13 protein-coding genes are annotated in these 12441 nt (G+C 73.5%); 9 read left to right on the forward strand and 4 right to left on the reverse strand.

What is annotated here, in order from left to right; all coding sequences use genetic code 11:
• Positions 1 to 25 precede the first annotated feature (25 nt).
• The gene (locus CRV15_RS25240; RefSeq protein ID WP_003957176.1) at positions 26 to 1021 is read left to right on the forward strand and encodes a LysR family transcriptional regulator; all 996 of its coding nucleotides are present in this window, start codon (positions 26 to 28) and stop codon (positions 1019 to 1021) included.
• On the opposite strand, the gene CRV15_RS25245 is transcribed toward CRV15_RS25240, so the two are convergent.
• The gene (locus CRV15_RS25245; protein WP_003957177.1) at positions 983 to 1477 is read right to left on the reverse strand and encodes a pyridoxamine 5'-phosphate oxidase family protein; all 495 of its coding nucleotides are present in this window, start codon (positions 1475 to 1477) and stop codon (positions 983 to 985) included. The genes CRV15_RS25240 and CRV15_RS25245 overlap by 39 nt on opposite strands.
• A gap of 107 nt (positions 1478 to 1584) precedes the next feature.
• Here CRV15_RS25245 and CRV15_RS25250 point away from each other — a divergent pair, with 107 nt between their 5' ends.
• Positions 1585 to 2394 carry an isochorismatase family protein gene (locus CRV15_RS25250; RefSeq protein WP_003959655.1) on the forward strand — a complete coding sequence of 270 codons (810 nt, stop codon included), beginning with the start codon at positions 1585 to 1587 and terminating at the stop codon, positions 2392 to 2394.
• Here CRV15_RS25250 and CRV15_RS25255 read toward each other — a convergent pair.
• Positions 2381 to 2848 (reverse strand): Rieske (2Fe-2S) protein, encoded by a 468-nt coding sequence (locus tag CRV15_RS25255; RefSeq protein WP_003957179.1) that lies wholly within the window; start codon positions 2846 to 2848, stop codon positions 2381 to 2383. The genes CRV15_RS25250 and CRV15_RS25255 overlap by 14 nt on opposite strands.
• Positions 2849 to 2945: 97 nt before the next feature.
• Positions 2946 to 5105, reverse strand: a complete 2160-nt coding sequence (locus CRV15_RS25260; RefSeq protein WP_003959653.1) for a S9 family peptidase — start codon at positions 5103 to 5105, stop codon at positions 2946 to 2948.
• A gap of 204 nt (positions 5106 to 5309) precedes the next feature.
• Between CRV15_RS25260 and CRV15_RS25265 the strand changes: the two genes are divergently transcribed.
• The 7 genes from CRV15_RS25265 (at position 5310) to CRV15_RS25300 (ending at position 11746) form a co-directional block, all read left to right on the forward strand.
• On the forward strand, positions 5310 to 6146 hold the full coding sequence (locus CRV15_RS25265) for a HipA family kinase (RefSeq protein ID WP_003957182.1): 837 nt from the start codon (positions 5310 to 5312) through the stop codon (positions 6144 to 6146).
• Positions 6143 to 6526 carry a DUF3037 domain-containing protein gene (locus CRV15_RS25270; protein ID WP_003957183.1) on the forward strand — a complete coding sequence of 128 codons (384 nt, stop codon included), beginning with the start codon at positions 6143 to 6145 and terminating at the stop codon, positions 6524 to 6526. The genes CRV15_RS25265 and CRV15_RS25270 overlap by 4 nt, the downstream gene beginning before the upstream one ends.
• A 310-nt stretch (positions 6527 to 6836) precedes the next feature.
• On the forward strand, positions 6837 to 7598 hold the full coding sequence (gene fabG / locus CRV15_RS25275; RefSeq protein WP_003957184.1) for a 3-oxoacyl-ACP reductase FabG: 762 nt from the start codon (positions 6837 to 6839) through the stop codon (positions 7596 to 7598).
• 63 nt (positions 7599 to 7661) lie between these two features.
• On the forward strand, positions 7662 to 8423 hold the full coding sequence (locus tag CRV15_RS25280) for an SDR family oxidoreductase (RefSeq protein WP_003957185.1): 762 nt from the start codon (positions 7662 to 7664) through the stop codon (positions 8421 to 8423).
• 228 nt (positions 8424 to 8651) lie between these two features.
• Positions 8652 to 10232 carry an ABC transporter substrate-binding protein gene (locus CRV15_RS25290; protein ID WP_003957187.1) on the forward strand — a complete coding sequence of 527 codons (1581 nt, stop codon included), beginning with the start codon at positions 8652 to 8654 and terminating at the stop codon, positions 10230 to 10232.
• A gap of 132 nt (positions 10233 to 10364) precedes the next feature.
• Entirely contained in the window at positions 10365 to 11060 is a 696-nt protein-coding gene (gene ung, locus CRV15_RS25295) for a uracil-DNA glycosylase (RefSeq protein WP_003957188.1), read from the forward strand.
• A 230-nt stretch (positions 11061 to 11290) separates the two neighbouring features.
• Positions 11291 to 11746, forward strand: coding sequence for a hypothetical protein (locus CRV15_RS25300; protein WP_009995435.1), 456 nt, complete (start codon positions 11291 to 11293; stop codon positions 11744 to 11746).
• A 111-nt stretch (positions 11747 to 11857) separates the two neighbouring features.
• Here CRV15_RS25300 and CRV15_RS25305 read toward each other — a convergent pair whose 3' ends face one another.
• Positions 11858 to 12364 carry a hypothetical protein gene (locus CRV15_RS25305; RefSeq protein WP_230864096.1) on the reverse strand — a complete coding sequence of 169 codons (507 nt, stop codon included), beginning with the start codon at positions 12362 to 12364 and terminating at the stop codon, positions 11858 to 11860.
• Positions 12365 to 12441: the final 77 nt, after the last annotated feature.

Raw genomic sequence — 12441 nt, forward strand, 5'->3', positions numbered from 1 at the left:
CAGGGTTTTGCTTAGCATTGCTTACATGTTGAATCTGGAGCGCCTACGGACCCTGGACGCCCTCGCCCGTCTCGGCTCGGTCAGCGGGGCCGCCGAAGGGCTGCATGTCACCACATCCGCCGTCTCGCAGCAGCTCGCCAAGTTGGAACGGGAGGTGGGGCAGCGGCTCCTGGCCAGAAACGGGCGCGGGGTCCGCCTCACCGACGCCGGGCGGCTGCTCGCCGACCACGCGGCCCGCATCCTCTCCCAGGTCGAGCTGGCCCAGGCGGACATCGAGGCCCAGAGCGGCCAGGTCGTCGGCGAGGTGCGGATCGGCGGCTTTCCGACCGCCGCGCGCGGACTGTTCCCCGCGGCCCTCGCCCGGCTCCGCGCGGACCACCCCGACCTGCGCGTCCGCACCCAGGAGCTGGAGCCCGAGCGGGGGGTGCGCGGAGTCGTCCGGGGCGATCTCGACCTCGCGGTGGTGCTCGACTGGAGCAACCGGAGACTGCCGGTGCCCGGCGGCCTCGCGCAGACGCATCTGCTGGACGACTCCGCCGACATCGCCATGCCCGCGGGCCATCCGCTCGCGGGACGCGCCGACGTCGAACTGGCGGAGTTCGCCGACGACGAGTGGATCTCCTGGCCGGAGGGGGAGTTCTGCCACGAGTGGCTGATGTTCACCCTGCGCTCCCAGGGCATCGAACCCCGGATCGGCCATCTGGCCGCCGAACACCACACCCAGCTCGCGCTGATCGCGGCCGGGCTCGGCGTCTGCGTGGCCCCCCGCCTCGGCCGCGGACCCGTGCCCGAGGGGGTCGCCGTCGTCCCCGTGCGCAGCGGCATGCGGCGCCATGTGTACGCGGTCTGGCGCACCGACGCGGAACGGCGCCCCTCGCTGCGGGCCGCGGTCGCCGCGATGCGTCAGGCCGTACGGGATCAGTCCCTGCTGGAGCGCGCGCCGGCGGGATCGTCCGCTGAGGAGCGCGGCACGGGTGGCGGCTCACTCCGCCCGGGGGCGGGGCGCTCCCCCGTGCGGTGAGAGCTTGCGGAAGTCCCAGGAGGTGATCGCCTCCGGAGTCAGCCGGAGCCAGGCGTGGCGGCCGTCGTGGGGCATGGCGTCGAGGGCGAAGTTCTTGCGGGCGAAGAGGCGTTCCGGGGCCTCCAGCTCCGGGCAGGGGCGGCCGGTGCGGGGGGACTCGCCGACGAACTCCGCGCGGCCGGACAGCTCCGCGCCCCGCAGCTCCCCGTACTCCTCGCCGGAGTCGACCACCACCGCGAGCCGGGGATCGCGCCGCAGCTCCGCCCAGCGGCGGCTGCGGACCAGCGAGTACAGCCAGAGCGAGGTCCCGTCCCAGGCGAACCACAGGGCGCTGACATGGGGCCGCCCGTCCGCCGCCACCGTGGCCACCCGGCAGGTGCGCCGCTCGGACAGAAAGGCGTCCAGCTCCTCGGGGGTCATCATGATCCGGCGGCCCCGGCGCTGTACGGCGGCCATGGCGGTCCCCTCCCGGGAGCAGTAGAACTGACTGGGCGTCAGAGAAAGGCGCCCCGAAAGCATGCGCGCTCCGCCGGAGCGGCGCAATGGAGCGGGAGGGGGAGCGCATGCCGTCCGACGCCGGGGACAGCCGCACCGCACACCGGGACAGCCGGGCCGCGCCCGTGGCGCGGGAGCGCCTCGCCCGGCGGATCGATCCGGCGACTACCGCGCTGCTCACCGTCGAGTGTCAGCAGGGCGTGGTGGGGCCGGGGAGCGCGCTGCCGGAGCTGGCCGCCGAGGCCCGTTCGTCCGGGGCGCTCGCCGCCGTCGCCCGCCTGGTCGCCGCCGCCCACACCGCCGGGGTGCAGGTGCTGCACGCCGTGGCCGAACGGCGGCCCGACGGCCGGGGCACCGGCCGCAACGCCCCGCTGCTCCGCGCCGCCGAGCGCCTTCCCGTCCGGCAGTACTCCGGGACGGCGGCCGTGCGGATCGCGCCGCCCATCGAACCGGCGGCCGGGGACATCGTCGTACGGCGGCTGCACGGGCTCACCCCGCTGGCCGGGACCGGTGTCGACGGGATGCTGCGCCACCTCGGCTGCCGGACCCTCCTGATCGCCGGGGTCTCGGCGAACGTCGCCGTCCCCAACGCCGTGTTCGACGCCGTCAACCTCGGCTACACGGCCGTCGTCGCGAGCGACGCCGTCGCGGGGGTGCCCGCCGACTACACCCCGGCGATGATCCGTCACACCCTCGCCCTCGTCGCCACCATCGCCACCAGCGACGAGATCATCGCCTGCTGGGCGGCGGGCAGCGGGTCGAGGGACGACATGCAGGCGGATGACACGTCGGCGGGCAGCGGATCGGCGGACGACACGTCGACGGATGGCATGTCGGCGGACGGCACGGCGCCCGGCGGGCCCGCTACGCCAGTGTGATCGAGCCCCCCTCGACCTTGATCTTCTGCTCCGGCAGCGGCGAGGTGGCCGGACCGCTCTTCACACTGCCGTCGGCGGCGTCGAAGTTGCTGTTGTGGCAGGGACAGTTGATGACGTTGTCCGAGACCGACTTCACCGCGCACCCCTGATGGGTGCACTTGGACGAGAACGCCTTGAACGTGCCCGCCTGCGGCTGGGTGATCACCACGGCGCCGACGACCTTGCCGCCGCCCTCGGGGATGTCCGCCACCTTGGCGATCTCCGCGCCGCCGCCGGTGCCGCTCCCGGTGCCGCCTCCCGTGCTGCCGCCGGCCGACGGGTCGCCCGCGCCGCTCCCGCCGCTGTCCGTGTCACCGCCGCAGGCGACGAGCGCGGCGCCGAGCCCGGCCGCCCCCATCGCGGTCATGACGGTCCGGCGCCCGACGGCCCGCGCTGTCCCCTTCGATCCGCTCATCTGACGTGCTCCTTTGTCTTCACGGTCCCCGCCCGGCCCAGGTCCGGCCGGTTGTTCTTGGTGTTCTACGGCTCGTGGATCAGGAACGTTCAGATTCTCAAGAACACACATGTCTCCTCAGGAACATCACCTCGTGGCTCAGCAGCCCCATGAGTTGCTCCTCCCGGGAGACCCGGTGACCGGCCCCGGCCAGCGGCAGCACGCTGTGCGGACGGCCCGCCGCGAGCAGCGCCGAGGACAGCCGCAGGGTGTGCGCCGCGTACACGTTGTCGTCGGCGAGCCCGTGCACGAGCAGCAGCGGCCGGGAGAGCCGGTCCGCGTACGGGATCAGCGAACTGCGCCGGTACGCCTCGGGGAAGACCTCCGGATGGCCGAGGAAGCGCTCCTCCCAGTGGGTGTCGTAGAGCCGCCGGTCGGTCGGGGCGGCCCCCGCCACCGCCGCGTGGAAGACCTCGGGATGGTGCAGCACCGCGCCCACCGCGAGATAGCCGCCGTACGACCAGCCACGGATCGCCACCCGGCCGGGATCGAGGGCCGGATGCTCTGCGGCCGCCGCGTGCAGCGCGTCGATCTGATCGTCGAGCGCGGGCCCGAGCCGGTCGCCGTGCACCGCCTTCGCCCAGTCCCGGCCGCGGCCCGGGGTGCCCCGGCCGTCGGTGACCAGGACCGCGAACCCCTGCTCGGCGAACCACTGCGAGACACAGCTCCACCAGGTGCGCGCCCGGACCACCGTTTGCAGGCCGGGACCCGCGTACGGGTTGAGCAGCACCGGCAGCGGACCGGAGCCCTCCGCGCCCTCCCGGTACCAGGACGGAAGGAAGAGCTGGCTGCGCAGCTCGCGCGCGCCGAGTGTGCGGAAGCGGGGCCGGGGGGCGGGAACCGGCTCCTCGGCGAGGACCGCGATCCGACCGGCGGGCTTCCCCTCACGGACCACCCGCACCTCGTGCCCCGACCCGGTCCTGCTCCCCAGGACGACGGTGCCGCCGCCGACCGAGGCCATGTGCACCCCGGGGCCCTCGCTGACCCGGACGAATCCGGACGCCGGGCCGTACCGCCAGACATGGACCTCGGTCGGGTCCTCCTGGGCACTGAACCAGACATCCTCGCCGTCGACAGCGAACACCTCCCGCACCCCCGCGGGGGAGACCGCCTCCCCGATCCGCAGCGCGCCCGGCCCGCCGGCGGCGCGGTCCACGGGGCACACGGTGACCGGCACACCGGACGCGGTACGGGCCAAGAGCCCGGGCACCGGCTCCACCCACGCGGGGTCGTGCTCCGTGTGCAGCACCTCGCTCGCGCCGGTGTCCGGGTCGACCGCGAGCAGGACGGCGGTCCGCTGATCCCGGGTCTGCACCCGGGCCATCGGCCCGAGCCCGTCCCAGCCCGCGTCCGTCAGGTACTCGAACGCGGTGTCCGTCCAGGCGCCGGGCGGATGCGCCGCCGGGTCGGCGTGCGCGGGCAGCCGCACCGGCAGCCGGGTGCCGTCCAGGCGTATCAGCTCCAGCGAGACGTCCGCGTTCGCGGTGCCCGCCGCCGGGTAGGGGATCACCCGCGGTGGCTGTGCCGGGTCGGCGGGGTCGGTGAGGTAGCGGCGTTCCACCCGGGCGGTGTCCACCCGGGTCACCAGCAGCGCGTCGCTCCCCGGCGACCACCAGTGGCCCCGCGTGCGCCCCATGGACTCCGCCGCCGCGTGCTCCGGCAGCCCGTGCGTCACATCCGGCCCGTCCGGTGCGGCCAGCAGCCGGTCACCGCCGCCGCGCACCCCGACGACACGGAACGAGCCCCCGCTGACGTACGCGACCCAGCGGCCGTCGGGGGAGGGGCGGGGGTCGGTCACCGGACCCGCGGTGGTGATCCGCCGGGGCGCCGCGCCGTCCGTGGTCACCACCCACACCACCCCGCCCAGCGCGAACGCGGCGAGGCGCACCTCCGCGTCCGTCGCGTAGGCCACCACCCCCGACGCGGTCTCCCGCGTCCGCTCCCGGAGCGCTCGCTCCGCCTCCGGGACCTCGCCCTCCGCCCCGTCCAGGGCCGTCGGGTCGGCGAGCATCCGCTCCCGTCCGCCGGAGTACAGCCAGAGCCTGCTGACGGGGTCGTCGCCGCGGGTGGAGCGCAGGAACAGCACCCGTTCGCCGTCCGGGGAGACGGTGAACCGCCGGGGGACGCCCAGCGAGAACCGATGGGTACGGGCGAGTTGTCGGGGAAAGCCGGGACACTGGAGGTCGGCGGTCGCGCCGTCGGCGGAGATGGGGGGCACGGGGCATCGTGCGCACCCTCCGGCGGGACCCGGCAAGTCCTTTTCGACGGCTGCCGCCGGTGCCACCGGTGCGCCCCCTGCCGCCGGTGTGCCGCCCGCGTCGCCTGCGCGTCGTTGCGCGCCACCGGTCCGTCCGTCCCCTTGGCGCGCGCCCCGGCGGTAAACCACGAGGCCCCCTTCCCCGGTGCGGCATAGGGTGGAGCGATGCTCACCGAAGTCATCGCGACCCGCTATGTCACGCCCTTGCGTGAGGGCGGCTCGCTCCCGGGCATCGTCGAGGCGGACGACCTGGGTACGTATGTCATGAAGTTCACCGGCGCGGGACAGGGCCGCAAGACGCTGGTCGCCGAGGTCGTCTGCGGCGAACTGGGCCGCCGGCTCGGACTGCGCGTCCCCCGGCTGGCCGCGATCCAGCTCGACCCGGTGATCGGACTCGGCGAGCCGGACCAGGAGGTGCAGGAGCTGCTGAAGGCCAGCGGCGGACTCAACCTCGCCATGGACTTCCTGCCCGGGTCGATCGGCTTCGACCCGCTGGCGTACGAGGTGGACCCCGCCGAGGCCGGCCGTGTGGTCTGGTTCGACGCGCTGATCAACAACGTCGACCGCTCCTGGCGCAACCCGAACCTGTTGGTGTGGCACGGAGATCTATGGCTCATCGATCATGGAGCCACCATGATCTGGCACCACAACTGGCCCTCGGCCGCCGCGTCGGCCGCCAAGCCGTACAACGCCTCCGACCATGCCCTCGCCCGTTTCCGGCCCGATGTCCGGGCCGCCGCGGCCGAGCTGGCCCCGCTCGTCACCGAGGAGCTGCTCACCGAGGTGGCCGCGGACGTCCCCGACGCCTGGCTGGTGGACGAGCCCGGGTTCGACACACCGGACGCGCTGCGCCGGGCCTATGTGGAGGCCCTGCTGCCGCGGGCGGCCACCGTCCACACCCGGATCACCCTGGACGAGCCCACCCCCGACCGGCCCTCGCAGGCCCCCGGCTGGCTGACCGCCCGTCTGGACCCCACCGCACGGAAGGGAGACCGCGCATGAGCGAGCGCCAGGTCTTCGAGTACGCGCTGCTGCGCGTGGTGCCCCGGGTCGAGCGCGGGGAGTGCTTCAACGCCGGGGTCGTGGTCTACAGCCGGGCCAGGTCCCTCGTCGCCGCCCGGACCCATCTGGACGAGAACAAGCTCAGGGCGCTCGACCCGGCGGCCGATGTGACGGGGGTACGGGCCGCGCTGCACGCCGTCGAGTCGGTCTGCCGCGGCGGTGCGGAGTCCGGGCAGGCGGCCGGGGACGACGCGGGGCGCCGGTTCCGCTGGCTGATCGCGCCGCGCTCCACGGTGGTGCAGCCGGGGCCCGTGCACACGGGGCTGACCGCCGACCCGGAGGCCGAGGTGGAGCGGCTGCTGGAGCTGCTCGTCCGCTGAGGACGAAGGGCCCCCGTGCCCCGGGCCCGGCCATCGGCCGCCCCGGGGCACGGCCGTGTTCGTGGCCCCGGCGTACGCATGGGGTGATGCGCCGCACCCGGTGGGCCGTTGACACCGGCTGCGGGGGCTTCTAGCGTCTCGTCTGCCGAAGGTACTAAGCGGTCGCTCACTCGTCCGTGCACATCGCCCGCCCGACCGGTTCCGCCGGGGCGGGCGGTGATCCGGGCACAGGGCCGTACCCCGGGGCACCCACCGGCGCCCCGGGGCCTTCCGGGGTATCGGGCCACTCATGGGCGAGGAGAAGAGAAGCATGTCCACCACCGAGCAGCGTGTCGCCGTCGTGACCGGAGCGGCGCGGGGGATCGGCGCCGCGACCGCCGTACGGCTGGCCGCCGACGGCCGCGCCGTGGCCGTACTCGACCTCGATGAGGCGGCCTGCGGGGAGACGGTCGAGAAGATCACCGCGGCGGGCGGCACCGCGCTCGCGGTCGGCTGCGACGTCTCCGACAGTAACCAGGTGGAGGCCGCCGTCACCCGGGTCGCCGCCGAACTCGGCCCGCCGGTCGTCCTGGTCAACAACGCGGGTGTGCTCCGCGACAACCTGCTCTTCAAGATGAGCGAGTCCGACTGGGACACCGTGATGAACGTGCATCTCAAGGGCGCCTTCCTGATGACGCGGGCCTGCCAGAAGTACATGGTCGACGCCGGTTTCGGCCGGATCGTCTCGCTCTCCTCGTCCTCCGCCCTCGGCAACCGCGGACAGGCCAACTACGCGGCCGTCAAGGCGGGGCTCCAGGGCTTCACCAAGACCCTCGCCAAGGAGCTGGGCAAGTTCGGCATCACGGCCAACGCCGTCGCCCCCGGCTTCATCGTCACCGACATGACGGCGCAGACGGCGCAGCGCGTCGGCATGGACTTCGAGGAGTTCCAGGCGGTCGCGGCCACCCAGATCCCGGTGCAGCGCGTCGGCCGCCCCGAGGACATCGCCGGGGCCATCGCGTTCTTCACCGGCGACGACACGGGCTTTGTCTCCGGACAGGTCCTGTACGTGGCGGGCGGACCGCTGAACTGATCCCTGCGCAGCACGCAGCGGACAAGCGGGGACGAGAGCCGACAGCGGAAAGGAGCGGCGGAGATGGCCGCTGAGGTACCCGAGAGCGGAAAGGTCGCGCTGATCACGGGCGCGAGCCGGGGCATCGGTTTCGGGGTCGCGCGGGCGCTGGTCGCCCGGGGCGACCGGGTCTGCGTCACCGGGCGGGGCGAGGACGCGCTCAAGGAGGCCGTGGCCGAACTCGGCCCGGACCGGGCGATCTTCGTCGCGGGCAAGGCGCACGACGAGGCCCATCAGGCGGAAGCCGTGGAACGCGCCATGGAGACCTTCGGGCGGGTCGACTTCCTGGTGAACAACGCCGGGACCAACCCGGTGTACGGGTCCATGGCGGAGCTGGACCTCCAGGTCGTGCGCAAGGTGTTCGAGACCAATGTGATCTCGGCGCTCGGCTTCGCCCAGCAGACCTACCGGGCCTGGCAGCGGGAGCACGGCGGGGCGATCGTGAACATCGCCTCCGTGGCGGGCCTGGCCCCGTCCCCGTTCATCGGCGCCTACGGCATGAGCAAGGCGGCGATGGTGAATCTGACGCTCCAGCTCGCCCATGAGTTCGCGCCGGGGGTACGGGTCAACGCGATCGCGCCCGCGGTGGTGAAGACCCGGTTCGCCCAGGCGCTGTGGGAGGGCAGGGAGGAGGAAGCGGCCTCCGGGTATCCCCTGGGGCGGCTCGGGGTGCCCGAGGACATCGGCGGTGCCGCCGCCTTCCTCACCTCCGACCAGGCGGACTGGATCACCGGGCAGACCCTGGTGGTCGACGGCGGCCTCTTCCTCGGCGCCGGGGTCCACTGACAGGACGGACGAGGCCCGCGCGGGAGTGGTGGACGGCACCCCGTTCCGGCGCGGCCGTTCCCGGATATCGGACGGTGTTCCACGGGCATCGGTCATGGTTCCCGGGCGCCGGTCCGGTGGCCGGGAGGTGTGGAACGAGGACGCAAAGGCCCTGCCGGGCTTGCCAGTTGATCCGGTGGGGCGCTGCGGTAGGGTCGGCCCCCTCATGGCCGAACGAGGAGCGTCCACGTGTTCCATCGAACCTGTCTCCGGGCCTCTGCCGCCCTGGCGTCCATAACCCTGCTGGCCGGGTGCGGGCTGCTCACCGACGAAGCGTCGGGCGGGAAGAAGAGGATCACTGTCGGCACCACGAGCGAGCCCACCACGCTCGATCCGGCCGAAGCCTGGGACGGTTCCTGGGAGCTGTACCGCAATGTGTTCCAGACCCTGCTCAGCCTGCCCACAGGGAGCACAAGTCCACAGCCCGACGCCGCGAAGAGCTGCGGTTTCGTGGACGCGGGCCATCGCGTCTACAGCTGTGAGCTGCGGGAGGGCCTGGAGTTCTCCAACGGGGAGAAACTCGACGCCGCGGCGGTCAAGCACTCCATCGACCGCATCGTGACCATCGACAGACGGGGCGGTCCCCGCGGCCTGCTGAACTCGCTCGACCGCATCGAGGTGACCGGAGAGCGGACGGTCCGGTTCCGGCTGAAGTCCGCGGACGCCACCTTCCCCTTCATCCTCGCGACCCCGGCGACCTCCCTCGTACCGCCCGGCGAGTACCCCGCCGACCGGCCGCGCCGGGACGGCCGGCTGACCGGCTCGGGGCCCTATGTCCTGGAGGCGTACGCCGCGGGGGAGCGGGCGGAGCTGAAACGGAACAAGAACTACCGGGGCTTCGCCGAGCGCAGAAACGATGCCGTGACCATCCGTTACTACCGGGACTCCGACTCCATGGTGAAGGCGCTGGAGGACGAGCGCGTCGACCTCACCTACCGGGGACTGGGCGCGCAGGACGTCGTGGACCTCCAGCAGCAGGGGACGCGGGACAGCCGGCTGCGGCTCGTGGAGACGGTCGGCGCGGACATCCGCTACCTCGTCTTCAACGCGAAGGACCCCCAGGCGGGCAAGCTCGCCGTGCGGCGGGCCGTCGCCCAGCTCGTCGACCGGGGCGCGCTGGTCTCGAAGGTCTACCACGGCACCGCGGAGCCGCTGTACTCGATGGTTCCCAAGGGGATCGCCGGGCACAGCACCGTCTTCTTCGACCGCTACGGCGAGCCGGACACCGCCAAGGCGCGCGAGATCCTGCGGGACGCGGGCATCACCGCGCCGGTCGAGCTGGAGCTGTGGTTCACGACGGACCGCTACGGCTCGGCGACCCGCGCGGAGTTCGCCGAGCTGAAGCGGCAGCTCGAAGCGTCCGGACTGTTCCGGGTCACCGTTCAGGGCAGGCCGGAGCAGGAGTTCAAACGCGGCTACACCTCCGCCCGCTACCCGGTCTTCGGCCGGGGCTGGTTCCCCGACTTCCCCGACCCGGACAACTTCATCGCCCCGTTCGTCGGCGAGAACAATGTGCTCGCCACTCCGTACGAGAGCACCGAGATCACGGACGAGCTGCTGCCCGCGTCCCGGCGGGAGACCGACCGGGGAGCGGTGACCAAGGACTTCGAACGGGCGCAGGAGATCATCGCGAAGGACGTACGGCTGCTGCCGCTGTGGCAGGGCAAGCTGTATCTCGCGGTGAGCGAGGAGATCGGCGGCGGTGAGCGGGCCCTCGACCCGCAGACCGTCATGCAGCTGTGGGAGCTGTACCGCAAGGCGAGCTGGTAGCCGGCAGCCGGTGGTCGGCGGCGCCGCCGGACGCCGTTCGCGCGGGGTTGGTCCGGCCTCGGGGAGCCCGTTGTCAGTGGCTCCCGGTAGGTTCTGTGATCAGCAACTGAAAGCGTTCCGGAGGTTCTTGACGTGACCGACACCGACCTGCTGCCCGAGTCCTGGCGTGGCGTCCTCGGCGATGAACTGGCCCAGCCCTGGTTCAAGGAGCTGACCGAGTTCGTGGCGGAGGAGCGGACGAAGGGGGCGGTCTATCCGCCGCGCGAAGAGGTCTTCGCCGCCCTGGAGGCCACCCCGTACGACAAGGTCAAGGTGCTCATCCTGGGGCAGGACCCCTACCACGGCGAGGGCCAGGGGCACGGGCTCTGCTTCTCCGTGCGGCCGGGCGTCAGGATTCCGCCGTCCCTGCGGAACATCTACAAGGAGATGCACACCGAGCTGGGCCTGCCCATCCCGGACAACGGCTATCTGATGCCCTGGGCCCAGCAGGGCGTCCTGCTGCTCAACGCGGTGCTGACCGTGCGGGCGGGCGAGGCCAATTCCCACAAGGGCAAGGGCTGGGAGAAGGTGACCGACGCGGTGATCAGGGCGGTGGCCGAGCGGCCCGACCCGGCGGTCTTCGTCCTCTGGGGCAATTACGCGCAGAAGAAGCTGCCGCTGATCGACGAGACCCGCCATGTGGTGGTCAAGGGGGCGCACCCCTCGCCGCTGTCGGCGAAGAAGTTCTTCGGCTCCCACCCCTTCACCCAGATCAACGAGGCGGTGGCCGCGCAGGGGCACGAGCCCATCGACTGGCGCATCCCGGACCTCGGTCCGTCGGCCTCCTGAGGACGGCCCCCGCCGCGGCCCAGGCTCCCCCTGGGCCGCTCCCCGGCGGGCCGGTGGCGCCCTCCCGTGCGGGACGGAGGCCCACCGGTACGGGCCCCGGGCGGGGTCGATCCTGTGCGGGTTCGCTCCGGGTGGCTTAGCGTCGTTTCGCGTGGACCCTCCGCCCCCGCGGGGCGCGGAGAGCCTCGCGGATCGTCGTCGCCGTGCGCGGTACGGACGCGGGAGGCCGCATGAGGGAGCAGGAGGCGTCGGACGACGCCGTGATGACCCGGATCGGGCAGGCGGTCATCCTGCTGCACGGGGGCGACCGGGAGGAGGCGCGGAACCGGTTCGGCGCGCTCTGGTCGGAGATCGGGGCCTCGGCCGACGCCTTCCGCCGCTGCGCGCTGGCCCACTATCTGGCCGACGCCCAGGACGACCCGGGGGACGAGCTGGCCTGGGACCTCAGGGCGCTGGCGGCGGCCGACGGGGGCGGCGCCGGGGCGGCGATCCGGGCCTTCTACCCCGCGCTCCATCTCAATCTCGCCGCCGACTATCTGAAGCTCCAGCGCCCCGGGGCGGCCCGTATCCATCTGGACCGGGCGCGCGAGGCGATGGCGGCCCTGGGGGACGGGGGACACGGCCCCGGGGTCCGCACCGCCGTGGAGCGGCTGGAACGCAGACTCGCCGAGGCCGAGGAGTGCTGACCCGCACAGGCCCGCACGGGGCTCGGCCCGGGGCTCGCGTGCGCCCCGGAGCGCGGGGCCGGACGCTTGACGGGCGCGGTGCGGCGGCCGGTCCGGGGCCGCCGGTCCCGGTCAGCGGCCGGTGAGCCTGCCGTAGACCTGGCGGCACGCCCTGGACTGGGCGCTCTCCCGCCGCCAGCCGCCGTGGGCCTCGCCCAGACGGCAGACGTCCGGTGGGAGCACGACCCGCGGCGGCGCCGGGACCCGGCGGGGCCGGGGCGCCGGACGGGGGAGGGTCCGGGGCGCGCCCCGGACCCCGGCGGCCGTCGGGGGACGGACCCGTTCCGCCGCCGGAGCAGGTACGGGAGCGGGCGGCGGGGGCGGCGGAAGCGGGGCGGTGCCCCCGGCCGCTGAGTCGGGCGGAGGCGGGTCGACCGGCTCGTCCGGCGCCGCCCGCAGCACCTCCCGGGCGGGCCCCTGCACGATCCGCGCGTCGGCGGTCGGCTCCGGACGGCCGCCGCGCGGCGGCGGCCCGGAGGGCGGCGGCTCCACGGTCACACAGCCGGAGAGCGCGAGCTGGGCCATGACCCAGACGGCGAGCGAGACCACGGCCTTTGTCGTGGTTGTCGTACGGTCCACAGCCGCCACTGTGGACCGTCGGCGGCCCTCTGGACAGGGGAAGGACACACAAGGGCCCGCACGGGTGACCCCAGGTC

Source organism: Streptomyces clavuligerus, from assembly GCF_005519465.1.
GTDB lineage: Bacteria > Actinomycetota > Actinomycetes > Streptomycetales > Streptomycetaceae > Streptomyces > Streptomyces clavuligerus.